Below are 25,554 nucleotides of genomic sequence, written 5' to 3'. Positions count from 1 at the left end.
ACCATGCGTGCAAAAAGCTTATGGATTTTAGCCGTTGCCAGCGCCGCGTTTGTGAGTGCGCTGTTTTACTTGCAACCCAAACCTGCCCCCAAACCACCTGCCATGCCTTTGTGGTTGCCCCAGTTGGACGTGGGCCAAGTAACAGCCCTCGTCATTGCACGCCCCGGCCAGCCTGAAATCCGAGTTGAGCGCAGAGACTCGGGCTGGTTCGTGGCCTCATTGCAGCAATTTCCCGCTGCTCCCGCCGGGATCGTCAAGCTACTGCGCGCTCTGACCGAAGCTCGCACGCTAGAACCTCAAAGTTCTGCACCACAACACCGCGCCGCACTCGGGCTGGATGAACAGGCCTCTCGGCTAACCCTGGAGCGCTCTGGTGAGCAACCACTGACTTTATTGCTCGGCAAGCACGTAGAGCACGGTGGCCAAGTGGTGAACGTGCTTGATACCCAGGCCACTTGGCTGATCAATTCCAACCTTGAGTTGCCGCACGACTCACTGGCATGGATTGATCGGCGATTGACCCAAATCCCACTCGGACAAATCCGCCAACTGTCACTCACCTACCCCAATGGCGTTCGAGTGCAAATCTCTCGATCAGCAACAGATGAAAAACAACTGGTGGTGCAGCAACACCCGAGCCAGCCGCCACTTGCGGGCGAGATTGCAGCACATGACCTGCTTGGGCTTTTTAGCCAATTGAACATATTGGGCATCGCCGATGGGGCCGACGCACACCCCATGACCCAGGCTGATCTTGGCTTCGAGTTACTGACTTTTCACGAGGGCAAAGTCACAGGGCACCTTCGCCAGCGTGAAAATCAGTACTGGCTGAAGCTCAACGCAGTGGAGGGGCTCAGTGCGCAGTATGTTCGGCCACTCATGGACTGGACGTTGCGGGTTGAAGCCTCACTGTCATCGCAACAATAAGGCCTGTGTACATGTCATCGCTGGCACGCATGAGAGCCTGACATGCTGAACCTATAATTGAGCGCTTCTTAATACCCTTGATCGCCGGCAAATCCATTTCTATAAAGGCTAGTGATAGCCAGCCAAATCCGGTCAGTGCTAGTGTCGGGCGTCCGAATCCGTGCCATCATCCCCGCCGCCCCACAGAACACAGAGAGCTGACATGAGAGTCTATTTTGAGAGAGGCCATGTAACCCCATGATTGAGGTCACCGAGGTTTCCATTGCCCAATTGCGTGCTGCGCTCGAATCTGGTCAGACCACGTCGGTAGAACTGGTTCAGGCTTATCTCGACAGAATCAATGCCTACGACGGCCCCGACACCCCCACTGCCCTCAACGCAGTTGTGGTGCGCAATGAGCAGGCAATCAAGGAGGCCCAAGCGTCTGACGCCCGCCGTGCAAAAGGCGAAACGTTAGGCCCGCTCGATGGCATTCCTTATACCGCCAAAGACAGTTATCTGGTCAAAGGGCTCACCGCAGCCTCTGGTAGCCCGGCCTTTGCCAAACTGATTGCCTATCGCGACGCGTTCACCATTGAGCGGTTGCGTGCCGCCGGCGCCATCTGCCTGGGCAAGACCAATATGCCGCCTATGGCCAATGGCGGGATGCAGCGCGGGGTTTATGGCCGAGCCGAGAGCCCTTACAACGCCGCCTACCTGACAGCCCCTTTCGCGTCTGGCTCATCAAACGGCGCGGGTACGGCAACGGCTGCCAGTTTCGCAGCATTTGGCTTAGCCGAAGAAACCTGGTCAAGCGGGCGAGGCCCAGCCTCCAATAACGGTTTATGCGCCTACACGCCGTCGCGTGGGGTGATTTCAGTCCGTGGTAACTGGCCGTTAACGCCAACAATGGATGTGGTTGTGCCCTACTCGCGCACGATGGCGGATCTGCTTGAAGTGCTCGACGTGGTGGTCGCGCACGATCCCGAGACACGCGGGGACTTGTGGCGCATGCAACCTTGGGTGCCCATCCCAAGTGTTTCCTCCATTCGCCCCGCCTCTTACCTGCAACTCGCAGTAAAAAGTGATGCTCTGGCCGGCAAACGCTTTGGTGTTCCGCGCATGTACATCAACGCAGACCCTGAAGCAGGCACAGCTGAGAAGCCTGGTATCGGCGGGCCCACCGGACAGAAAATAATCACGCGCGCTTCAGTGATCAGCTTATGGGAACAGGCTCGCCAGTCACTTGAGGCCCAAGGCGCTGAAGTGATCGAAGTGGATTTCCCCTTAGTCTCCAACTGCGAAGGCGATCGCCCTGGTGCGCCAACCGTGTTTAATCGCGGCCTGGTGCCCAAAGAGTTCCTGCACCACGAACTCTGGGATTTGTCAGCATGGGCATTCGATGATTTTCTTCGTGCCAATGGCGATCCAAAGCTCAACCGTTTGGCTGACGTCAACGGCGCCCTGATCTTCCCTCACGACCCGGGCACATTGCCAAATCGCGAGGACGATCTTGCGGCGGGCATGGATGAGTATGTGCGGATGGCCCAACGTGGCATCACGCCGTGGAATGAAATCCCTACGCTACCTGACGGGCTACGAGGCCTTGAGCACACACGAAAAATAGACCTTGAGGACTGGATGGATCAGCTCAAGCTCGACGCAGTGCTCTTCCCTACCGTGGCAGATGTTGGGCCAGCAGATGCGGATGTGAACCCGGCGTCGGCCGACATCGCGTGGAGTAACGGCGTTTGGGTCGCCAACGGCAATCTTGCCATTCGTCATTTGGGCGTTCCCACAGTCACGGTCCCGATGGGGGTGATGTCAGACATCGGCATGCCCGTCGGCCTGACATTTGCCGGCCGGGCTTATGACGACTCGGCGCTGCTGCGCTTTGCGTGTGCATTTGAAGCCATCGGCACAAAACGGTTGATCCCGCCTCGCACGCCACCCTTAACCCAGTAGAAACGCTTCCAGCCATGACCCGATAGGGTCATGGCTTGAGTTGTATCCTCAACTCGCCCCTCATCAGCATAAGAAAACAGTGAAGCTGCATCAGCGGTCATATCAACTCTTAAAAAGACGCGGTATCCGTCCGGCCAGGACTTCTGCCCAGCCCTGCCCCCGCAAAGCCAAAAAATGCTATGCACTTAAATTTAAGTGGCCACCCGTTCTGGCCTTTTAAGCGAGTATTTCATGCAGCCACAACGCCATTCCTACTCCACGTTTGTCAGCTGCTTTAGCCACTTTCAGAACACTACGGATATTTGGTGAATTTCATTCGACGGCCATGAAGTCGAACGGTTTTGCAGTAACGAATTGGCCCGATACCTCCTCGGTAAGGACACGGCTCATGTCCACCCCGAGGTCTAGTTTGCGGACACGTGCGCCTTCAGAGAAGTCAAGTTTCTTCAAATCCACCCAGAAAACGTTGGGTGAAGTTGCCGATTCGCCATAGAAGACCATGCTTTTCTGATCCGCCACCACACGCCAGCGGGTTGTGGAAAGGTTCGGTGCTTCAGGAAGGCTTACGCCATAGGGCACCGAAGCGTTGCGGATAACGCTGAACACTGCGGCGGTGGCGATCCGGGGGTCGTCGCTTTGTGTCACTGCGTTGATGTAAAAGCCGGCGCGTACGAAACGATCTTCGGAGCGGCCACTGCCGGGAAGGAAGTTGAGGGGATCGACGGCGCTCCAATATTTCTGGTTAGCGAGTTGATTGCCATAGGGTGGGTCGTTCGTCACCACCTGATACTTGCGGTCATGATGGATGTTCAGCTTTCCGTCGATCCACTCGAAAACAGCACTGTCGCCGAAGGCATCGGAGAGCGTCAAATGCAGCGGTGCGAGACTTCCTGGCCGACCGGGCACTTCACCACTTACCACTTCAACGGGATTCTTGCGCGTATGTTCAACCGCCTCAGAGACCGTCGCGAATTGATCAAGATAAAACTGTGCCCAGATCGAGAGCGACATCCGAGGCGTCTTGCCGTCGTCCTCGGGAAATTCTGTGGCGTTGAGCCAGAGCAGACTAGCGTTTAGGCCTGCCTCGTTCATGCCGTCGACCGTCGAAATGTCATAGCCAGAAACGGCTAGGCTGCCGAACTTCGATGTCCACTCAATCGAACGTGAACCGGACGCCCCATTGCGCTTCATCCCGCGAGGAAAGACCCAGAAGTTGCTAACCATGGGGTCCTTGAAGTCCATGTTTCGGCCTGTAATATTCCTGCCATCAGGGCCTTGATAGACAGCCCTTGTACAGGCTTGGACCTCGACGCTCAGCAGGGCGGCAGCAGTTAAGGTTGCGAGGGCGAGTGCGAATCGAGACATAGTGAATATCCATTCCTTAGAAGGCTGTGCGAAACCTTTTCTGATTCAGAACCGATAGGTCATTCCGAGAGCCGGGCCGCTGAGGCGCGTGTCGTAGACGTGACCGTTGTAATCGTAATCGACGTCGAGCAACTTATAACCTACGGAAGCAGAAAGGCTATCTCTGAAGGCATAATTAACGGTAATTAGCGTCGACCATGTGAACTCGGAGCCAGCTCCAAACCCACCGATGTCGGCGAGGCCTTGAACGGAGAGGTTTTCCGTGATGGGAATGAATGCGCGCAGACCGACCAGTGGATCGACCCAGCCGAAGCTTTCATCGTAGCTGGCAGATCCGCTCAGATCGCCACGGCTCCCGGTAAGCTTTATTTTGTTAGAGATGTGCCACAAGCGCGCACCCGCAAGGGCGTCGAGGCTGAACTGAGGCGCATCGATGACCCGATAGCCGCCCATAAGTGTTGCAGTGAATTGTTTCGTGTCGACTTTCGCATCGATGTTCCCACCCGGCGGTATAACACCGACGCCTGGAATCGAGAATGCTGGCAGCGGGCCGACACCATGGATATCTGTGGTATCGACATACATGATGTCGCCCGAGAAGACCAAGCGCTCATGCCGACCCCAAATGTTTATGAAACCGCCAACGTTAAGATTATCCATTACGTCGGAGAACGACTTCTCGACGCGGATTGTCGGGCCTCGCTGAAACGGCGAAATATGCCCATCTAGACGGGCAGCCCAAACATAGGGTGTAACCTGCAAGGCCCAATGTTGGTGTTCCGCTGGGGCATGCTCTTGCGGCACGTTGAGTAAGGCATCCTCTCTAGGCTCAGCATTTGCGCTGCTGACAAATAAGGCAATGACGATGACATACCAAGGCGACAGAGTCTCGCCGGTGCAGGTAAGAATCTGCTGCCCTTCAGGGCTGTGACGGGCACGTTTCAAACCATGACCCAAGTATCGTGATTTGCTGCTAGATCGAAATAGCATGATGCCCCCATTCTTCGCGTCTTCAATAGCTAGTGTGGTGTTTTACAAGTAACACTTAAAACTACTTATCCTGCGCTTCAGCCAACAGGCCGACGTGGGCGTGGAAATGGACGCTTTCAGGTATAGACCTACATTATCGTGAAGCTTATTTAGAAACAGTGGATCGGTAGAAAGTTTGAAGGTATTCCCAAGAAGCGTGCCAACTTGAGAGACGCAACCGCCACCGAGCTACCACGCCTTGGCTGACACCAAGGCCCAGAGCAACGAAGTTCCCTGACTCCCTCTGTGAACAGGCGGGATGATTTTGCCGGGGAACAGACGCCCTGCGGGCCCTTGCGCAGGCTAACTCAGCGCAGTCGTTCGGCTTTGTTAGCTTCAGATAGAGCAACGGGAGGTACTTCTCAGAATTAAGCGTAGTGCGATTTTTTGTTCTAGTTGCGAGACACCACACTTGCAACCAGTGCGGCTAAACCGTCGCTATAAACGCCTTCAAACAACGCCTGTGCTGCTTCATCGCTCACGCCTTTGGGTGTGAACCGCCCCGACCACGTCACACGAGCCCCCTCGCCCAAGGCTTCAACCCGCAGCGTTGCCACATAGTCGGTTACCGGGAAAGGCGCTTGAACAATGGAATAGCTGTAAGTCCTGGCTGCGTTGTCGAACGTTTCTAGCCGTTCAACGATGATGTCGCCCGTTGGCGTGTGCAGGCGACGCAAGCGCCCGCCTTCACCGGACTCACTTTTGGCAATAATGGGCAGCCAGTCAGGCAGCGAGTTAAAGCCCCCCACCAATTGCCAAACCTGATCGGCCGAAGCCGGAATATCGATAAACGCTGAAGCTGATGCCATGTGGGTGTTCTCTTTAAATTAAGAAGCCTGAAACTGTTTCTGCTGCCGACCTTATCACCATCAACGCTATAAATAACGGCCCAATGGGTTCATTACCGCCCTTGGGCTTACGCACTAAGGGCTGACAAACCCTGAGGTTCAACTCAGGCATTCACGTATGATGACGCCCCCCGATGGCCGCCCCATTAGCGTCACTAATCATTCAGGAGTTCTAAATGCCCAGGCTTTGCCGGTCTGTCCAAGAGGGTGAGTCCGCCCCGCGTTTCACCCCCAATATGCTGACGCTCGCAATGCTGCTGGGCGGTGTTGTGTCTACAGCGCAGGCGGCTGAAACCGAGTTGCCTGCAATCAGTGTCACAGGGGAAAAAAGCACCAGCTATTGGGTCGACAGCGCCTCGGCCACCGGCATTGAAGCAACGCCACTTCTGGATACTCCGGCCGCTATTTCAGTGTTCAACGATGCTTTGCTCAAGGATCAGCAAGCGCGTCTATTGAGCGATGTACTCAAAAATGACGCGTCAGTGGGCGAAAGTTATGCCCCCATTGGCTATTACGAAAATTTTGTGGTGCGCGGCTTTTCACTGAACTCAGCCAGCAGCTACAAAATCAACAATCGCACCATCACTGGCGAACAGAACGTTGCCCTGGAAAACAAGCAGCAAGTGGAGCTGCTCAAAGGGTTGTCAGGCTTGCAAAGCGGCGTCTCAGAGCCTGGTGGCGTGGTCAATTACGTGACCAAGCGGGCCGCCGATGTGCGCTCTGTGACGGTCTCCACAGACGATCGAGGCAGCGGTTATCTGGCAGCTGATGTCGGCGGCTGGTTTGGTAGCGAGCAGCAGTTCGGTCTACGCGCCAACGTGGCTCACGAGGACATTCACTCTTACGTTGAACACGCCAATGGGCAGCGTGACTTCGTGTCTCTCGCATTTGACTGGAACATCAGCCCCAATGCCCTGCTGCAACTGGATGTGGAGTACCAAACCAAAGAGCAACGTTCTGTGCCGGGCTACCAGTTGCTCGGTGGCACCGAGCTGCCCCACCATGCCTCACCCAAAAAGTTGCTGGCACACCAGAGCGGCTCAAAGCCGGTCACCATTGACTCGCTCAACCTCAACGGCAACTTCCAATACCGTTTCAGCGATAACTGGACAGGCAACCTGAGTGCCTCGCGCAGCAAGGTGGTGATCGATGACTACAGTTCGTTTGCCTGGGGCGGCTGCACCGTCGGCTGTGTGACACCTAATGTCGGTAATTACTTCAGCCCTGAAGGCAATTACGACATTTACGACTTCCGCAGCCCAGACGACACGCGACGTAACGATGAGGTACAAGCAGCCCTCAGTGGCAACTTCGAGACAGGCACGATTGGCCATGAACTGACCGTGGGCACAAGCGCGTTCCGACGCGTCGTTGATAACCGTACGGCGATCAATCATTGGCTGGGCAGCGGCAACATCGACAGCGAGCCCGAAGACCTCCCCCGTTACGATGGCCCGCTCAATGACAGCCATCGCCGTCTGGACAGCCGCCAGTACGGGGCGTTCTTCAATGATCGAATCAGCTTCAACGAACACTGGCAGACCGTCATAGGGGGCCGTGAAGTGCGCTTGGATGAGCGCACCTTCGACGATGAGGGCACCACAACCCGCCACACACAGCGTTATGAGTTTCTGCCTCAGGTAGCACTGATTTACAAACCCATCAGCACGATGTCGCTCTACACCCGCTACAGCAAAGGCCTGTCGCTGGGCGGCACCGCGCCGTGGTATGCCAGCAATGCATTTGAAATTTTGGCGCCCACTGTTTCGCGGCAACTCGAAGCAGGCATCAAGTACGACTGGCGACGCATGAGCCTGAGCGCCACGCTGTTTGAAATACGCCAGGCTTATCAATATGCCCGCCCCGACAACGCCGCTGAGTTCACCTTCGTGCAACAGGGCGAGCAGAAGAACACTGGGCTCGAACTGGCCGCCAACGGCTGGGCCACAGAACGTTTGCAAGTATCGGCCAGTGTTGCGGCTATTCGCTCCAGGGTCACAGGCTCCGGTACCCCGGCCTATGAAGGCCACCAAACCATCAACGTGCCAACCCTGCGCGCAAGCCTTTATGGCGACTACGCATTGCCTTGGGTGGAGGGTTTAGCCTTGCTGGGCGGCATGCAATACAGCGGTAAAAAATACGCAAGCCAGCAAGGCGAAGTTCAGGCAGGTGCGTATGCCATCTTCAACATTGGCAGCCGTTACAGCACTCGTATCGAAGGTTACGACACCGTGTTTCGACTGACCGTCGACAACCTGTTCGACAAACGCTACTGGCGGGACGTGGGTGAATACATGGGCGACAACTACGTGTTTCAGGGCGCACCGCTGACAGCACGCTTGAGCGCCTCGATCAACTTTTAATAGCCTCGTGCTACTCGTTAAAGGCTACAAAGGCCGTGTTTTTTGTTGGCGCTGGCGAAGGCTGCGATCTTTTGATGTGTTGAGCAGGGACAACACATCGCAGCCTTCGCCAGCCCCCAGAAAACGATAGCCACCTAACGAAAACCGCAGGCTAGAGGGCTTGGTTCGGCTTTCTATCATTCCGAATGATAATGACCTTCGCTGGGTTCGATTCGTGTGCCAGCACCCGCGCCAGCATTATCCGCCCATCTTAATAGCTTGGCGGACTCCCTCTCATGGAACAGTCACTTAAACAGTTGCGCTTCCCACTGGCGGCCTTGGCCATCGTGGTAATGAGTGCATGCGGCAAAACCCCAGAAACGACTGCTCCAGCACCTGCTGCAAAAGTCAGTGTGGCCAAAGTACTCGAACAGCCTGTCAATGAATGGGATGAGTTCACGGGCCGGCTTGAAGCCCCAGAAACCGTAGAAATTCGCCCGCGCGTGTCAGGCCAAATTGATCTGGTGGCATTCAACGAAGGTGCGCTGGTCAAAAAAGGCGACGTGCTGTTTCAGATCGACCCGCGCCCATTCCAGGCCGATGTTCGTCGTCTTGAGGCGCAGGTTCAGCAAGCTCGCGCCAACGCAACGCGTACCCAAAACGAGGCCCAGCGCGGTGATCGGCTGCGCCAGAGCAATGCTATTTCCGCTGAGTTAGCAGACTCGCGCACCACTGCCGCCCAAGAAGCTCGCGCCGGTGTTGCAGCCATTCAGGCCCAACTGGACTTGGCCAAACTCAACCTTAGTTTTACTCGCGTCACCTCGCCCATCAGTGGTCGTGTCAGCCGTGCTGAAATCACCGCGGGCAACATCGTGAGCGCTGATGTCACGCCACTGACCAGTGTGGTCTCCACTGACAAGGTGTACGCCTACTTCGACGCTGACGAGCGTGTCTTCCTCAAGTACAGCCAACTTGCCCGCCAAGGTCAGCGCGGCCAAAGCACGCCGGTTTACCTCGGTCTGTCCAACGAAGACGGCAACCCGCATTTGGGGCAGATGAACTTCGTCGACAATCAGGTCAACCCTAAAACCGGCACTATCCGTGGCCGCGCAGTCTTCGATAACGCTGATGGCAGTTTCACCCCAGGGCTGTATGCGCGCCTGAAACTGGTCGGCAGTGGCACCTACTCCGCCGTGCTGATCAATGACGAAGCGGTCGGCACTGATTTGGGCAAAAAATTCGTCCTGGTGATGGATGGCGACAACAAGTCGGTGTACCGCGCTGTTGATCTAGGGCCAAAAATTGAAGGTTTGCGCATCGTGCGCAGCGGCCTGAACAAAGACGACACCATTATCGTCAAGGGCTTGCAGCGGGTTCGTCCCGGTTCACCTGTTACGCCTGAGGTGATCCCGATGGCAAGCGAACAAACCCTCGCCGCCTTGGCACAACAACGACAAGCCCTGGAAGCCAGCAACCTGCCGCCAATCAAGCCCGCCAATGGCGCGCCAAAGTTGGCCAGCGTTGCGACTCCTCGCGGTTAAGGGACGATAACTCCGATGAATTTTTCTCAGTTCTTCATTCAGCGGCCGATTTTTGCCGCAGTGCTGTCCTTGCTGATTTTGATTGCAGGCGGCATATCGCTGTTTCAATTGCCGATCAGCGAATACCCCGAAGTGGTGCCGCCTACCGTGGTGGTACGTGCCAACTTCCCGGGCGCCAACCCTAAAGTGATCGGCGAAACCGTGGCCGCGCCGTTGGAACAAGCAATCACTGGTGTTGAAAACATGTTGTACATGTCTTCGCAGTCCACCGCTGACGGCAAAATCACGTTGACCATCACCTTCGCGCTGGGCACTGACCTGGACAACGCGCAGGTACAGGTACAAAACCGCGTAACCCGCACCCAGCCCAAGCTGCCCGAAGAAGTCACGCGCATTGGCATCACCGTAGACAAGGCCTCGCCGGATCTGACGATGGTGGTGCACTTAACTTCACCCGACAAACGCTACGACATGCTGTACCTGTCCAACTACGCCATTCTCAACATCAAGGATGAGTTGGCGCGCTTGAACGGTATTGGTGACGTGCAAATGTTCGGCATGGGCGACTACTCGTTGCGGGTCTGGCTCGACCCGAACAAAACAGCTTCGCGCAACTTGACCGCCACTGACGTGGTAACCGCCATTCGCGAGCAAAACCGTCAGGTGGCGGCCGGTGCATTGGGCGCGCCCCCTGCCCCGAATGCCACCAGCTTCCAGTTGTCGGTGAACACCCAAGGTCGTCTTGTTACCGAAGAAGAGTTCGAAAACATCATCATTCGCTCGGGTGACGATGGCCAGATCACCCGCTTGAAAGACATCGCCCGGATTGAGTTGGGTTCCAGCCAATACGCCTTGCGTTCGTTGCTGAACAATCAGCCAGCAGTGGCGATCCCTATCTTCCAGCGCCCTGGCTCCAATGCGATCCAGATCTCCAATGACGTTCGAGCAAAAATGGCCGAACTCAAGCAGAGTTTTCCGCAAGGGATGGACTTCGACATCGTGTACGACCCGACGATCTTCGTCCGTGGCTCGATTGAAGCGGTAGTCCACACCCTGTTTGAAGCGCTGATTCTGGTGGTGCTGGTTGTCATCCTGTTCCTGCAAACTTGGCGTGCCTCGATCATTCCACTGGTTGCAGTGCCGGTTTCGCTGATTGGCACGTTCGCCGTGATGCACATGTTCGGCTTCTCGCTCAATGCACTGTCTTTGTTTGGGCTGGTATTGGCCATCGGGATCGTGGTCGATGATGCGATCGTGGTGGTGGAGAACGTCGAGCGCAACATCGAACTGGGGCTCAACCCGGTCGATGCAACCAAACGCGCCATGCGCGAAGTGACAGGCCCCATCATCGCAACGGCGCTGGTGCTGTGTGCGGTGTTCATCCCGGCGGCCTTTATTTCAGGGCTTACTGGGCAGTTCTATAAGCAATTCGCGTTGACCATTGCCATTTCAACGGTCATCTCGGCATTTAACTCGCTGACCCTGTCGCCTGCGCTGGCCGCGGTGCTGCTTAAGGGCCATCACGCTCCCAAAGACCGTTTCACCCGTGTGCTGGACCGCTTGTTCGGCGGCTGGCTGTTCGGGCCGTTTAACCGCTTTTTCGTCAAAGCCAGTAACGGTTACGTGGGCACTGTGCGCCGGATCATCCGCGGCAGCGGTATTGCCATGCTGGTGTACGCAGGGTTGATGGTGCTGACATGGGCCGGTTTTGCCCACACGCCAACAGGCTTTGTCCCCCCGCAAGACAAGCAATACCTGGTGGCTTTTGCTCAACTGCCCGATGCCGCGAGCCTGGACCGCACCGAAGACGTGATCAAACGCATGTCCGAGCTTGCGCTCAAACAACCTGGCGTCGCTAACTCAATCGCCTTCCCCGGACTGTCGATCAACGGCTTCACCAACAGCCCCAACAGCGGCATCGTGTTCGTGGCACTCAAGGACTTTGACCAGCGCAAAGACCCAAGCCAGTCTGCGGCGGCCATTGCCGCCACACTGAACGGCCAGTTTGCAGACATTCAAGAGGCCTACATCGCGATCTTCCCGCCACCGCCGGTACAAGGTCTGGGAACCATTGGTGGTTTCCGTCTGCAAGTTGAAGACCGTGCCGGCCTTGGTTATGACGAGCTGTACAAGGAAGTGCAAAACGTTATTGCCAAGAGCCATAACGTGCCGGAACTGGCTGGGCTGTTCACCAGTTATCAGGTGAATGTGCCGCAAGTGGATGCTGCCATTGACCGCGAAAAAGCCAAAACCCACGGCGTAGCTATCAGCGACATCTTCGACACCCTGCAAATCTATTTGGGTTCGCTGTATGCCAACGATTTCAACCGCTTCGGGCGCACGTATCAAGTCAACGTACAAGCTGAGCAGCAGTTCCGCCTGGAGCCTGAACAGATTGGCCAGCTCAAAGTGCGCAACAACAAGGGAGAGATGATCCCGCTGGCCACCTTTATCAAGGTCAGCGATACCGCTGGGCCAGACCGCGTAATGCACTACAACGGTTTTGTGACCGCTGAAATCAATGGCGCCGCCGCACCCGGCTACAGCTCCGGCCAAGCCGAAGCAGCCATCGAGAAACTGCTGAAAGAAGAACTGCCTAACGGCATGACCTACGAATGGACTGAGCTGACTTATCAGCAAATTCTGTCAGGCAATACAGCGCTGTTCGTATTCCCGCTGTGCGTGCTACTGGCGTTCCTGGTACTGGCAGCGCAATACGAGAGCTGGAGCTTGCCGCTGGCGGTGATTCTGATCGTGCCCATGACGCTGCTGTCTGCCATTACCGGGGTGATTATCTCGGGCGGTGACAACAACATCTTCACTCAAATCGGCCTGATCGTACTGGTCGGCCTGGCGTGCAAAAACGCGATTCTGATTGTCGAGTTCGCCAAAGACAAACAAGAGGAAGGGCTCGACCCACTGGCAGCGGTACTCGAAGCCTGCCGTCTGCGTCTGCGGCCCATTCTGATGACGTCCTTCGCATTCATCATGGGCGTGGTGCCGCTGGTGCTCTCCAGTGGTGCAGGTGCTGAAATGCGTCACGCAATGGGTGTGGCGGTGTTCTCCGGGATGCTCGGGGTGACCTTCTTCGGCCTGCTGTTAACGCCCGTGTTTTATGTGTTGATCCGCCGTTATGTGGAGCGCAGCGAAGCACGCAAAGCGGCCAGGCACCTGAAGTTGGAGTCGCAACAATGAGCGTGAAAGTCTTGTTCCCAAGCCTGCTAGTGCTGGCCTTGAGTGCCTGCGCCGTAGGCCCGGACTATAAAACTCCAGCCACCGAGCCTGCGCACATCAGCGCCGACAACCTCAAAGGATTTGACCGGGCGCATTTTGAGGGCATTTGGTGGCAGCAGTTTGACGACCCAACCCTGAATAAGCTGGTGACTCAATCACTGGCGGGTAACCGTGAGTTGCGCGTGGCCTTTGCCCGGCTGCGTGCCGCGCGGGCTATTCGCGACGACGTCAGCAACGATGCAATGCCGACCATCACCAGCCGTGCCAGCAGCAATGTGGGCAAAGGCCAGGTGCCGGGGCAGACAGAAAAACGCGTTAACAGCGAGCGCTACGATCTGGGGCTAGATATGGCGTGGGAAATCGACCTGTTCGGTCGTATCCAACGCCAACTGGAAGCCAGTGATGCCGATGAACAAGTCGCCGCTGCAGATTTGTATCAACTGCAAGTCACCATGATCGCCGAGTTGGTGGATGCTTATGGTGAATTGCGGGGGGCGCAACTGCGTGAACGGATCGCACTGGCCAACTTGAAAAACCAGCAAGACTCCAAAGCGATTACCGAAAGCCTGCGCGATGCCGGTGTGGGCGATCAACTGGACGTAATGCGCGCTGATGCACGCTTGGCCGCCGTTGAAGCCAGCGTGCCGCAATTGCAAGCAGAGCAGGTGCGTCAACGCAACCGCATCGCAACCTTGCTGGGCGAGCGGCCCGACACATTGAGCGTCGACCTGAGCCCGGCCAACTTGCCTGCCATCGCCAAGGCCCTGAATATCGGCAACCCCGGCGATCTGTTGCAACGCCGTCCCGACATCATGAGCGCCGAACGCAAGCTGGCCGCCGCCACGGCACGCATTGGCGTGGCCAAGGCCGACTTATTCCCCCGCGTCAGCCTCAGTGGCTTTCTTGGCTTTACGGCAGGTCGCGGGTCACAAATTGGCTCAGCAGCCGCCAATGCCTGGGCCTTGGGCCCAAGCATCACTTGGCCTGCGTTTGATTTAGGCAGCGTGCGCGCACGCTTGCGCGGTGCGGGCGCTGAGGCCGATGGAGCCCTGGCCAATTACGAACAGCACGTCCTGCTGGCCCTTGAAGAGTCAGAAAACGCCTTCAGTGACTACGGCAAACGCCAACAGCGCTTGGTGGCGCTCATTCGTCAGAGTGAATCGAGCCGCACAGCGGCGGACTTGGCGGCCATTCGTTATCGCGAAGGCACGGTGGACTTTTTAGTGTTGCTCGATGCCCAGCGCGAACGCTTGGCTGCCGAAGACAGCCAGGCACAAGCTGAAGTTGAGTTGTATCGCGGTGTTGTGGCGATCTACAAGGCCTTGGGCGGCGGCTGGCAAGTCGAAACAGTGGCCAGCGCCCATTGATGTAACAACATGATTTGAAGGCTCCTTTGGTTGGTCGCATCCAACCGTTTAGCCCCGCGCTCATTCGGTCGCGGGGCTTTTTTTGGCCGCCCGTTTTACAAGGCCGCAGGCCGCCGCTATTGCACCATCTGCCCAACACGTCACTTTAAATGACACACACAAGGCTTGCTTCCCGTCGCCTGCTGTCCCAATCTTGCAGCTCATCCGCATGACTGTTTCTGGATACTGCATGTCCCAGCCTCGCCGCTACCTCGCTATCAGCCTTCTTTCTGCCTTTGTTGCAGCAGGCCTTTGGTACGGGATGCGACCCGCACCAACCAGCTCAACGCCTGTTTTGAACCACAGCTATTCCAAGGCCCTGGAGCAAGCCCATAACGGTCAACCTGGCGCGGCTCGCGTGCTCTATCAGCAATTGGCCCGCACTGATTTATCAGACGTGCGACGGGCCAGCCTGCATGCCGAACTGCCCAATTACCCCAGCCCACAGGCGCTGAAACTGGCCGATGCTGATTTAAATCACCCTTCGCCGTTGGTTCGGGAAGCAGCAATCCGCAGTGTGGTTGGACTGGTGCCCAACGCCCAGCGCACCTTGTTGCTGGGGCCGATACTCGATGACCCTGAACAAAGCGTGCGTTTTGCCGCTGCCAATGCCCTGCTGGGTTTATCGCCCGACGAACAAGGCCTGTACTTTGGCCCGCTGCAGCAAGTGATCGATGAATATGAGCGGCAGCTTAAAAACCAACCAGACAATCCGACCGCTCAGGGCCAGCTTGCACGCTTGTATTTGCACGAAGGTCAGCTTGATGAGGCGCAGGCCGCCCTTGAAAGGGTCACTCAGCTAGACCCAGAAAACCTCAAAGCAGTAGTGGCACAGGCTGAATTGCTGGATAAGCGCGGGCAAGCCGATCGCGCACGCCAACTGCTGGCCAAACAACTCGAAGCTCACCCCGAATCTGCTTACTTGCAACATGCGCTGGGAATCTGGCTGCTCAATCATGGACAAACCGAATATGCGCTACTGGGTTTGGCCAAAGCGGTCGAATTGGAGCCGGACAACAGCGATTACCGTTACAAATTGGCGACAGCGCTGCATGACCTGGACCAGTTAGACGCCGCACAACGCCAGCTTGAAGAGCTGCTGCAACGCCAGCCGTCCAACCGCAAAGCACGCGTGTTGTTGATTCGTTACTGGAAGGAGTCGGGGCAATTGCAAAATGTACAAGTCTTGCTTGCCCAACTGGAACAGCAAAACCCAGATGATCCTGCATTGCAGCAAGGGCTTTAATCAGCCTCATAAATCACACGAACAAAAAAACCCAACCTATTGTTTTTATTCAACTAATAACTCAATAAAAACATATTTTCTGATGAATGCTTAGCCCATCCTTGCAGAGTCCAATCAATCACCAGCGCTCACGCCTGCAATTCATTTGAATATCCCTCGTAAAAGGTTGAACCGCAGCCAGACGTCACGGTCAAGACCTATACCCGCCCAAGAGCGGTATACGTTAAGTGGCTTTTTCAGAGGTGGTGAATCCTGTGATGGTATGTAGGCCTATTGAGGAGCGCGTTCTAATCCTTGCGCCATTAGGCCGGGTAGACGCTAGCACCGAGCAAGCGCTGGAGCTTACAGGCGTGAATGCGGACATCATCCTGAACCCTGAGCATCTGTGCGATGAGCTGCAATCAGGTGCGGGCATGCTGGTGATCATGAGCACAGACCTGCGTGACACCGACCTGCGGCCGCTGATCAACGTACTGCAACGCCAGCCCGTGTGGTCAGACCTGCCCATTTTCATGATCACACCATCGCCACACAGCTGTTCAACTGAGTTAAGCCTGGCCATCGCGCAGTTGGACAATCTGGTGTTTATTGAGGCCCAGAGCCCACTCACAACACTGTGCAGCCTTATCAACAATGCGCTGCGTTCGCGCCACCGTCAGTATGAATACCGCGATTGTTGTATTGCCTTGGCAGAAGCTAGAACTTTCATCACAAACACAGCCCAACCCATTGATTTAAAAGCACAAGAGCTGTTGTTAACACAGCAAAAAAACGAAGAAGATTTGCGCCACGCACAAAAAATGGAAGCCGTAGGTCAACTCACTGCCGGCATTGCCCATGACTTCAACAATATGCTGACCGGCATCATTGGCAGTCTGGAGCTCATGCGGCGACGCTTGGCACGCGGCAAAACCGATGATCTGGATAACCTGATTGATATGGGCATCACCTCGGCCAATCGCGCCGCCGGGTTAACCCATCGCTTACTGGCCTTCTCGCGACGCCAGTCATTGGACTCAAAGCCGGTGCTCATGAACCAATGGCTCTTGTCAGCGCATAACCTTGTGCAACAGCACACCCCTGAAAACATAGAAGCTCACGTCAGTTTCGACGATCACCTGTGGACCGCCGAAGTCGATCCGCAACAACTGGAAAACGCCCTCGTGCATTTGGTGTCCAACGCCCAAGACGCAATGCCCGACGGCGGCCAGCTCAAGATCACAATGTTTAATCAGACTCTGGATGCAGACTTTTGTGCGAGCAACGTCAACCTCTCGCCGGGCGACTACGTGGTGTTGAGCGTGGCCGATAATGGCCACGGCATGACACAAAACACGCTAAGACGCGCCTTTGACCCGTTTTTCACCACCAAGCCTATCGGCCAGGGCACAGGGCTTGGTTTGTCGATGATTTATGGGTTTTGCAAGCAGTCACGTGGCCACGTCCGTATTCACAGCCAGGAGTGCGCAGGCACAACGGTTGAGCTGTATTTGCCGCGATTTCTGGGCGGATCAGCGCATTTAACGTCTGCCTGCCCGTCCAGGGCGACCACCTTAGCCAATGCAGACAAGACGCTACTCATCGTTGAGGACGATCATGCAATACGCGATTTGGTCAGTGATGTGTTACGAGAACAAGGCTATGTGGTCATCAACGCAATCGATGCCAATAGCGCTTTACCGATCATTGAATCCACGCAACCCATCGACTTGCTGATCAGCGATGTGGGCTTGCCGGGCATGAATGGTCGACAGTTGGCCGAAATAAGCCGTCAGTGCAGGCCCGAACTCAATGTGCTGTTCATTACCGGGTATGCGCAGCATGCCACTGCACGTAGCGGCTTTCTGGAGTCTGGCATGCAATTGATCACCAAGCCGTTCACCTTTGACGTACTGACCGCCAAGGTCAACGAGATGATTGCTGCCAGCCGCACCCAAGTGCGGCCTTAAGGTGTCAGGCCAAGAGTTTCTGAATTTGTGCTTGCAGCGTGTCAAGGTCGAAGGGCTTGCCCAAAATCGGCGCTGTACGCGTAATTGGGCTGTCCGTTTCGCGGATTTCGGCCGGGTAACCGCTGATGAATATCACCTTCAAATCTGGCCGTAGCATGACCGCAGGCTCAGCGATTTGAACCCCGGTGATCCCACCTGGCAAGCGGAAGTCAGTGATCATCACGTCCAGATGGGGCTTGCTCGCCAATATCTCGAACGCTTGCTCGCCATTTTCAGCCTGCAACACGCGATAACCTTCGCCTGACAAATAGGCGGCCAAGACCATCAGGATCGAAGGATCATCCTCGACGATCAAAACAACATCTTGCGCATCTTCACTCATGAGAAAACCTTAATTCTTACGATTGCTGCCAATACGACCGTGATCGGCGTCATAGGTTGCGCCGACATTAAGTGTTTTGTACCAACGGCAAGCACACCTTGAACACAGCCCCCTCACCCAAGGCACTCTGCACGAGAATCTGGCCGCCGTGTGCGGCAACGATTTGCTCGGAAATAAACAGGCCTAAACCCAGCCCTGCCACCACTCTGCTCCCTGAAACCCGCTCAAACTGCTGAAAAATGCGCTGCTGGTTTTCTTCGCTGATCCCTATGCCCTGATCGCGCACTTCAATCACCGCCTGCTCGTCTTCAACATAGACAGACACATCGATCGGTTTTTTGCCGCCGTAGCGCAGGGCGTTGGTCATCAGATTAGAAATAACCTGTTCAATCCTGAATTCATCCCAATGCCCCACCACCGACTGCTTAGCGTTGAAATGGACGCTCGACTGCGCAGCACTGATTTGCGGCGCAAAATTCTCCAGCAAATTGGCCACTAGCACAGACAAATCGAACTGCCCCGGCCTGATTGACAGCTTGCCGGTGCGAATCCTCGACACGTCGAGCATGTCCTCGATCAACCGGATCAGGCTCTGGATCTGACGCTCATCGCGGTCAACCATGGCCTGCATTTTGTCCATCGTGAATGCAGTGGTGTTATTGCGAGCCAAGTGCATCTTGCGTAACTGGGTTTCAAGGATCAGCCCATTGAGCGGCGTTCGCACTTCATGGGACACGATGGACATAAAGTCGTCCCGCATACGTACAGCATGCTCAAGCTCACCTTGGGTGACTTGAAGTTGGGCCAACAAGGTTTCCTGCTCGCGACGACTTTGCTCCAGCGCTTGAACCTGAAGCTTCATGGCCTTGCTTTGTCGGTACAAATCGACAAATACATTGACCTTGCTCTTGACCGCATGAATGTCCAACGGCTTGTGCAGAAAATCGACAGCGCCGCTTTCATAACCCTTGAACGCATAGTTCATTTCACGCCCGGCCGCGCTGACAAACACGATGGGGATGTTCTTGGTTTTTTCAGTACCACGCATCAACTCGGCCAGCTCAAAGCCATTCATACCTGGCATTTGCACGTCGAGGATGGCCATCGCGAACTCATGTTGCAACAGCAACGACAAGGCCTCGTCAGCAGACAAGGCCTTGTAAACCGTACGATCCTCGCGCTTGATGAGCGCCTCGAGCGCCAGCAAGTTCTCCGGCAGATCGTCAACGATCAGCAGTTTGGCTTGAATATCACTTAGTAGCATTCGATTCGTTCCAGCTCGACAAGCAGACGGCCGATGCCGCGCAAAGGGAGGATGTAGTCGGGTTTCGAACGATCCAATGCGGCTTGCGGCATCGTCGAAACCAACGCTTCTTCAGGGTTCTGGATGATGGTCAAACCACCTGACTGCTTGACCGTGGCCAAACCCTGAGCACCATCCTGATTGGCGCCAGTCAGTAATATCGCGGCCAGACGCTGTTGATACGCATCGGCCGCGGATTCAAAAAGGTAGTCAATCGAGGGCCGCGAATAATGCACCCGCTCCTCTCGACTCAACGAAAAACTGTAATCGTGCTCCACCGATACGTGGTAGCCCGGTGCGGCAAAATATAAGGTGCCGGGTGCAATCAACTCTTTGTCATCAACCTCTTTGACCGGTAAACGCACTCTTCTGGCAAATACCTCGGCCAACTGACTGCGTCGCTCATCAGGCAGGTGCAAGACCACAATAATCGGCAAGCTAAAGCCCTGCTTCAGATCGGCCAAAATCGTCAATAGCGCTTCCACGCCGCCTGCGGACGCCCCCATAACAATGGCGTCTACTCGTCTCAGACCCGAAAACTCGAAGGATTGCTGAGTCATAACTTGCGGTAAATCCGTTCTTGTTTGCGCACGGGCGTGAACTGTTTGCTGTAATCCGAAAAATCCAGGGTTTCCTTACTGCCCAACATCAAAAAACCACGATGGCACAGTGAATCATGGAACAGACCAAAAGCCCTGTTTTGCAGGGTTTTATTGAAATAAATCAATACGTTACGGCAAGAAATTAAATGAGTTTCTGAGAACACGCTATCGGTCGCCAAGCTGTGATCGGCAAAGGTCACGTTCTCGCACAAGGTTTTGTCAAAAATCGCGTAGTCGTAAGCGGCAGTGTAGTAATCCGAAAATGAACGCTGCCCCCCGGCCTGCTGATAGTTGTGGGTGTAGGCACGGACATTTTCCATCGAAAAGATGCCCTGCTTAGCCTTCTCAAGCGAACGCGGGTTGATATCCGTCGCGTAGATGATAGTGCGTTCCAGCAGACCTTCTTCACGCAACAAAATAGCCATCGAGTACACCTCTTCCCCGGTGCTGCATCCGGCCACCCAAATTTTGAGCGAGGGATAGGTTTTGAGGATTGGCACGACCTCCTGACGTATCGCCAAAAAGTGCTCCGGGTCGCGAAACATCTCACTGACCGGAATCGTCAGATACTGCAGCAACTGCATAAACGCCGTAGGATCGTGCAACACCCGCTCTTGCAGCGCAGAGATGGTCGAGCAGTCAAACTGGCGCATGGCGTGATGAACCCGGCGCTTGATCGAAGCGCCAGAGTAATCACGAAAGTCATAGCTGTACTTGAGATAGATCGCTTCAATCAGCAGTCGCAACTCGATGTCGGTGTTTCGATGCACTTAGATACGTTCCATTTTGGGCAGCCATACACGAATCAACGAAAACAGTCGGTCCAAATCAATAGGCTTGGCCAAGTAATCATTGGAGCCCGCTTGCAAGCAGCGTTCCTGGTCATCCTTCATGGCCTTGGCGGTCACCGCAATGATCGGCAGCTTGCGCCAGCGCGGGTTCTTGCGAATTTCAACCGTCGCCTCGTAGCCATCCATCTCGGGCATCATCACGTCCATCAGCACCAGATCAATGTCATCGACCTCATTCAAACGCTCGATCGCCTCGCGACCATTTCGGCCAATCACCACAATGGCGCCCTTGTGTTCCAGAGCGCTGGTCAAGGCGAAGATGTTTCGCACATCGTCGTCTACCAGCAAAATCTTGCGGCCCTCAAAGACCTTGTCGCGGCTGCGAGCGGTCTTAAGCATCTTTTGCCGTTCATGGGACAACTGAGATTCGACTTTGTGCAGAAATAATGTCACTTCATCGAGCAATCGTTCAGGCGAGCGCGCGCCCTTGATGATGATGGAGCGCGAGTACTTGCGCAGCTCGGCCTCTTCATCGCGAGTCAGGTTGCGCCCGGTGTAAACAATCACCGGCGGAAACGAGCAAATGTCTTCCGTGGACATGCGCTTGAGCAACTCATTGCCCAGCATGTCCGGCAACTTCAAGTCGATGATCATGCAGTCGTAAATGTTGCCGCGCAGCAGATCCAGAGCATCCTGAGCCAACCCTACTGCCGTGATTTCGATGTCTTCGTCGCCGATCAGCCGTGCGATGCTGTCGCGCTGCAAGTCATCGTCTTCGACCAGCAGAATGCGTTTAACCTTCTGCGTCAGCTTGGCCTCAAGCCGTGCAAACACATCCTTAAGCTCTTCGCGGGTGGTGGGCTTGACCGCGTAACCGACGGCGCCCATGTGCATGGCCGCTTCAACACGGTCTTCGACAGAAATCACATGCACAGGAATATGCCGCGTGGAGGCCAGTTCTTTCAGGCGCTGCAACACCGTCAGCCCGGAATGGTCGGGCAGGCGCATATCGAGCAGGATCGCATCGGGAATAAATTGTTCCGCCAGGCTGAACCCTTCGTCAGCACCATGTGCAACCAAGCATTGGTAGCCCAATTCATGGGCAAGATCGAACAGAATGCGCGCAAAGTTGGGCTCATCTTCAATCACCAAGATGCAGCGGGTTGCGAATGGGGCTTTTTCACGATCATCGTTAAAGCGCGGGATCTGGGGCACCACAACCGGCAGCGGTAGTGCAACCGGCGCAGTTCTGGCGAGCGCCGGAGCTGGCTGCGCCACAACCTTGGCCAAGGGCTGGGGTTGCGACTCATCCATTTCTACAAACTGCTCAGGCAATACGAGGGTAAAAATACTGCCCTGCCCCGGCTCGCTGGTCACGCTGATAGAGCCGCCCAGCAAGGTGGCCAGATCGCGTGAAATAGACAAGCCCAGGCCCGTACCGCCATAGCGGCGATTGGTGGTGCCATCCGCCTGGCGGAACGCCTCAAAAATGCTTTCTTGCTGATCAGGGGCAATCCCGATTCCCGAGTCGCGCACCATAAAGGCGATGCTTTCACCCGGCTGGCGGGACACCAACAGGCTGACTTGGCCTTTTTCTGTGAACTTGATGGCGTTGGACAGCAGGTTTTTCAGGATTTGCTCAAGGCGCTGGCGATCCGTGAAGATCATGTGCGGCGTGCCCGGTTGCAGCTCAAGCTCGAAGTTCAGCGACTTCTCGCCCGCCAGTGGCTGGAACATGCTGCGCAGCCCTTCGGCCAAACGTGCAACGCTGGTGTTTTCCGGGCGCACTTCAAGCTTGCCCGCCTCAACCTTGGAGATGTCCAGAATGTCGTTAATCAGGTTGAGCAAATCATTGCCCGCCGAATAAATCGACTCAGCGAACTTCACTTGCTCGCCGGTAAGGTTTTCTTGTGAGTTCTCTGCCAGCAGCTTGGCCAGAATCAGCGAGCTGTTAAGAGGCGTACGCAGCTCGTGAGACATGTTGGCAAGAAATTCAGACTTGTACTTGCTGGAACGCTGCAACTCTTCAGCACGGTCTTCAAGCAAGACTTGTACCTGATTGAGCTCAGTATTTTTGCGGTCCATTGCATCGCGCTGATCAGCCAACGCTTCGTTGGTTTGCTCAAGCTCTGCCTGTTGCGTCTCAAGATGGGTCTGCGACTCTTTAAGAATCCGCGATTGCTCTTCGAGTTCTTCGTTAGCCGTCTTCAACTCTTCTTGCTGCACTTGCAGCTCTTCGTTGAGCTGCTGGGTTTCAGCCAACACCTCCTGCAAACGCTGACGATAGCGAGCCGCCTCGATTGAGGTGCCAATGTTATTGGCGATTAGCTCAAACAGTTCAATGTCACGGTCGGTCAACGGGCGCAGAAAACCCAACTCAATCACGCCATTAACGCGGTCATCGTCACTGGTCGGTACAACCAACACACTGCGTGCTGTGCCCTCACCCAGCCCTGAGCTGACCTTAAAGTAGTCTGCTGGCACATCATCAAGGCGAATCAGCTTATCTTGCTGTGCGGCTTGGCCGACGATGCCTTCGTCGTTGTGGATCAACTGGTCCCGGGCTTCTTGTTCGCGAGAAAACCCATAACTGGCGATGCGTTTAAGACTGCCGTGATCCTCACGCACGTAAACCGCTGCCACCACAGCGCCCAAGTATTGAGCGCAAAACTGCAAAATATTGCGCCCCAGCATGTTGATCGTCAGGCGCCCAAGCACTTGCTCAGCCAGTTCCGTTTGCCCGTTACGCAACCAAGCTTGACGCTCTAATCGCTGCGCACTCTTAAGTTTTGACTCAAGGCTATCGCTGTAACTTTTTGAAAGTTCGTATAAATCCCGCCGACCGATATAAGCCAAAAAGACGCTTAACCCCAGTACAAACACCAAGTACAGGCTGACGCAGATGACCGTCGTGCGGCTGACCTCTTCATTGCGATTAACCCGCAGCTGCTGCTCCATAGAGATGAAGTCATCGAACTCTTTGCGTATCTCATCGGTCAGGCGCTTACCGCGACCGGCCTGCACCGCAGCTCGGTAGTCGCCGTCTAGACGACGCATATCAATCATCGACTGGGCATACGCGCTCCAGTCTTCCTGCAAGGCCTCAAGGCGTTTGAGACGGTCGATCTGCTGCGGGTTGTCGCTGACTAACCCTTGCAAGCTGCGCAACTGCCCTAGAATTTGCGGCTTGGCCACTTCATACGGGTCTAAAAAATGCTCGTCGCCTGTGATCAGGAAACCCCGCATACCCGTTTCAAGGTCAACCGACAGCTTTACCGCTTCGTTAGCGTTGTTAATTACCCGGTCGGTGTGCTCCACCCACTGGATCACTGACAGCAGATAACTGATCATCGCCACAAACAACACAGCACTGAGCACACCTACGCCCAAGGGCAGGCCAACGTTGCGACTTAGCAATTTGCGGAAGCTTTGCTCATCAACCGATGCAGGTGATTTCATGTTTGCGGGCTCATGACAGTCATCAAAAGCGCAGAGTTTGCCGTATTACCGAGTAAAAATTCTATTTTCTTACTTTCATACGTACAATTTCGTACGCAAAAATTCCGATCGAGGCCAGCTAGGGTTACGCTTGCACCTCTTTTACGTCGCTTTTTTGCATGACTGCGGGAACTAGTTTGGGTCTATCGTTTACTGATAAAAGAAGTCAGCGAATGACTGGCCCCCACCCGCGCTTAAATTTTTTCGGGATAACCACTATGCCTGCAACACCCTCCACCATCCTTGTCGTTGAAGACGATGCCATTGTTCGTATGCTGATCGTCGATGTCCTGGAAGAGTTGGAGTTCAAGGTGCTGGAAGCTGATGGCAGTGAAACGGCTATACCGCTGTTAGCCGATATCAGCAGCGCCATTGACTTGCTGATGACCGATGTCGGCTTGCCCGGCATGAATGGACGCGAACTGGCAGAGAAAGCGCGTGAGTTACGACCGCTGCTGCCCATTCTGTTTGCCAGCGGCTATGCAGAAAACCTCGAACTGGGCCACAACATGCAAGTGATCGGCAAACCTTTTTCAATTGATCAGTTGCGCGACAAGGTCAAAAACATCTTGTCGGTAGCGGCATAGACTCATTCAAACCAGAGCAGCGCAATTGACGACCCTTTATCAGTCGTGCTCTCCTACACATCTTGTATCAGGTGCCCTTCACAGGGTGAAACGGGAAACCGGTGCGTCAGGCGTTAATCGTCCTGACTAGTCCGGCGCTGCCCCCGCAACGGTAAGCGAGAGAAACATCAAAGCCACTGTGCGCTGCATGGGAAGGTGATGTTTTGAGGCTCAAGTCACTTGAGCCCCTCGCAAGCCCGGAGACCGGCCTGATTACGTCGAAAAACAAACCCGCGGTGGGCGGGCGCTGTTGAACCCTGCGAGCTTCGTTCGTGGGGTTTTCTTGCGCTCTGAATTGCCCGCTGCTTGATCAGAGGGAAGCGCCATGTCAATCAGCACCCGTCAAACCCATACCGCTACGGCCGCATCAACCCAAAGCCAACGCATTGTTGCCGCCGTCAGTGCTGCCGTGCTGGGCGCTTTTCTCGTCTACTTTGCGGGTTTTTCGCACATCGAAGCGGTTCATAACGCCGCACACGACACCCGTCACAGCTCCGCCTTCCCGTGCCATTGAGATCTCA

Annotated in this window: 18 protein-coding genes and 1 riboswitch; of the genes, 10 read left to right on the top strand and 8 right to left on the bottom strand. The window is 55.4% G+C overall.

Annotated elements, in window-relative coordinates:
- Positions 1-3 precede the first annotated feature (3 nt).
- Entirely contained in the window at positions 4-927 is a 924-nt protein-coding gene (locus tag ACZRJQ_RS03140) for a DUF4340 domain-containing protein (protein ID WP_463976937.1), read from the top strand.
- A 237-nt stretch (positions 928-1,164) separates the two neighbouring features.
- Positions 1,165-2,871 carry an amidase gene (locus ACZRJQ_RS03135; protein WP_463976936.1) on the top strand — a complete coding sequence of 569 codons (1,707 nt, stop codon included), beginning with the start codon at positions 1,165-1,167 and terminating at the stop codon, positions 2,869-2,871.
- Positions 2,872-3,183: 312 nt separating this feature from the next.
- Here ACZRJQ_RS03135 and ACZRJQ_RS03130 read toward each other — a convergent pair whose 3' ends face one another.
- From ACZRJQ_RS03130 to ACZRJQ_RS03120, 3 genes are all read right to left on the bottom strand, one after another.
- Positions 3,184-4,236: a linear amide C-N hydrolase gene (locus tag ACZRJQ_RS03130; protein ID WP_463976935.1), complete on the bottom strand. Its 1,053-nt coding sequence runs from the start codon at positions 4,234-4,236 to the stop codon at positions 3,184-3,186.
- A gap of 45 nt (positions 4,237-4,281) precedes the next feature.
- Positions 4,282-5,226 carry a porin family protein gene (locus ACZRJQ_RS03125; protein WP_463976934.1) on the bottom strand — a complete coding sequence of 315 codons (945 nt, stop codon included), beginning with the start codon at positions 5,224-5,226 and terminating at the stop codon, positions 4,282-4,284.
- A gap of 431 nt (positions 5,227-5,657) precedes the next feature.
- Positions 5,658-6,074 (bottom strand): SRPBCC family protein, encoded by a 417-nt coding sequence (locus ACZRJQ_RS03120; RefSeq protein ID WP_463976933.1) that lies wholly within the window; start codon positions 6,072-6,074, stop codon positions 5,658-5,660.
- A gap of 215 nt (positions 6,075-6,289) precedes the next feature.
- Here ACZRJQ_RS03120 and ACZRJQ_RS03115 point away from each other — a divergent pair, with 215 nt between their 5' ends.
- The 6 genes from ACZRJQ_RS03115 (at position 6,290) to ACZRJQ_RS03090 (ending at position 17,831) form a co-directional block, all read left to right on the top strand.
- Positions 6,290-8,476 (top strand): TonB-dependent siderophore receptor, encoded by a 2,187-nt coding sequence (locus tag ACZRJQ_RS03115; protein WP_463976932.1) that lies wholly within the window; start codon positions 6,290-6,292, stop codon positions 8,474-8,476.
- A 275-nt stretch (positions 8,477-8,751) separates the two neighbouring features.
- On the top strand, positions 8,752-9,996 hold the full coding sequence (mexE, locus tag ACZRJQ_RS03110) for a multidrug efflux RND transporter periplasmic adaptor subunit MexE (RefSeq protein WP_463976931.1): 1,245 nt from the start codon (positions 8,752-8,754) through the stop codon (positions 9,994-9,996).
- A gap of 15 nt (positions 9,997-10,011) precedes the next feature.
- Positions 10,012-13,191: an efflux RND transporter permease subunit gene (locus ACZRJQ_RS03105; protein WP_463976930.1), complete on the top strand. Its 3,180-nt coding sequence runs from the start codon at positions 10,012-10,014 to the stop codon at positions 13,189-13,191.
- A complete protein-coding gene (locus ACZRJQ_RS03100; protein ID WP_463976929.1) occupies positions 13,188-14,597 on the top strand; it encodes an efflux transporter outer membrane subunit in 1,410 nt (469 codons plus the stop codon). Before ACZRJQ_RS03105 ends, ACZRJQ_RS03100 begins: the two co-directional genes overlap by 4 nt.
- A gap of 229 nt (positions 14,598-14,826) precedes the next feature.
- On the top strand, positions 14,827-15,882 hold the full coding sequence (locus ACZRJQ_RS03095; protein ID WP_463976928.1) for a tetratricopeptide repeat protein: 1,056 nt from the start codon (positions 14,827-14,829) through the stop codon (positions 15,880-15,882).
- 254 nt (positions 15,883-16,136) lie between these two features.
- Positions 16,137-17,831 carry a response regulator gene (locus ACZRJQ_RS03090; RefSeq protein WP_463976993.1) on the top strand — a complete coding sequence of 565 codons (1,695 nt, stop codon included), beginning with the start codon at positions 16,137-16,139 and terminating at the stop codon, positions 17,829-17,831.
- Between the two features lie 4 nt (positions 17,832-17,835).
- Here ACZRJQ_RS03090 and ACZRJQ_RS03085 read toward each other — a convergent pair whose 3' ends face one another.
- From ACZRJQ_RS03085 to ACZRJQ_RS03065, 5 genes are all read right to left on the bottom strand, one after another.
- Positions 17,836-18,213: a response regulator gene (locus ACZRJQ_RS03085; RefSeq protein WP_463976927.1), complete on the bottom strand. Its 378-nt coding sequence runs from the start codon at positions 18,211-18,213 to the stop codon at positions 17,836-17,838.
- A gap of 67 nt (positions 18,214-18,280) precedes the next feature.
- Positions 18,281-19,477 carry a hybrid sensor histidine kinase/response regulator gene (locus ACZRJQ_RS03080; protein WP_463976926.1) on the bottom strand — a complete coding sequence of 399 codons (1,197 nt, stop codon included), beginning with the start codon at positions 19,475-19,477 and terminating at the stop codon, positions 18,281-18,283.
- Positions 19,468-20,076 carry a chemotaxis protein CheB gene (locus ACZRJQ_RS03075; RefSeq protein ID WP_463976925.1) on the bottom strand — a complete coding sequence of 203 codons (609 nt, stop codon included), beginning with the start codon at positions 20,074-20,076 and terminating at the stop codon, positions 19,468-19,470. The genes ACZRJQ_RS03080 and ACZRJQ_RS03075 overlap by 10 nt, the downstream gene beginning before the upstream one ends.
- A complete protein-coding gene (locus tag ACZRJQ_RS03070) occupies positions 20,073-20,888 on the bottom strand; it encodes a CheR family methyltransferase (protein ID WP_463976924.1) in 816 nt (271 codons plus the stop codon). The genes ACZRJQ_RS03075 and ACZRJQ_RS03070 overlap by 4 nt, the downstream gene beginning before the upstream one ends.
- Positions 20,889-24,368 (bottom strand): response regulator, encoded by a 3,480-nt coding sequence (locus ACZRJQ_RS03065; protein ID WP_463976923.1) that lies wholly within the window; start codon positions 24,366-24,368, stop codon positions 20,889-20,891.
- Positions 24,369-24,625: 257 nt separating this feature from the next.
- Between ACZRJQ_RS03065 and ACZRJQ_RS03060 the strand changes: the two genes are divergently transcribed.
- Together ACZRJQ_RS03060 and ACZRJQ_RS03055 are read left to right on the top strand one after the other, a co-directional pair.
- Entirely contained in the window at positions 24,626-24,994 is a 369-nt protein-coding gene (locus ACZRJQ_RS03060; RefSeq protein WP_463976922.1) for a response regulator, read from the top strand.
- A gap of 52 nt (positions 24,995-25,046) precedes the next feature.
- Positions 25,047-25,260: riboswitch (cobalamin riboswitch) on the top strand.
- A 98-nt stretch (positions 25,261-25,358) separates the two neighbouring features.
- On the top strand, positions 25,359-25,547 hold the full coding sequence (locus tag ACZRJQ_RS03055; protein WP_463976921.1) for a CbtB domain-containing protein: 189 nt from the start codon (positions 25,359-25,361) through the stop codon (positions 25,545-25,547).
- The last annotated feature ends 7 nt before the right edge of the window (positions 25,548-25,554 follow it).

Source organism: Pseudomonas sp. E315 (genome assembly GCF_055406205.1).
This window is presented reverse-complemented; position numbering and strand designations above follow the sequence as displayed.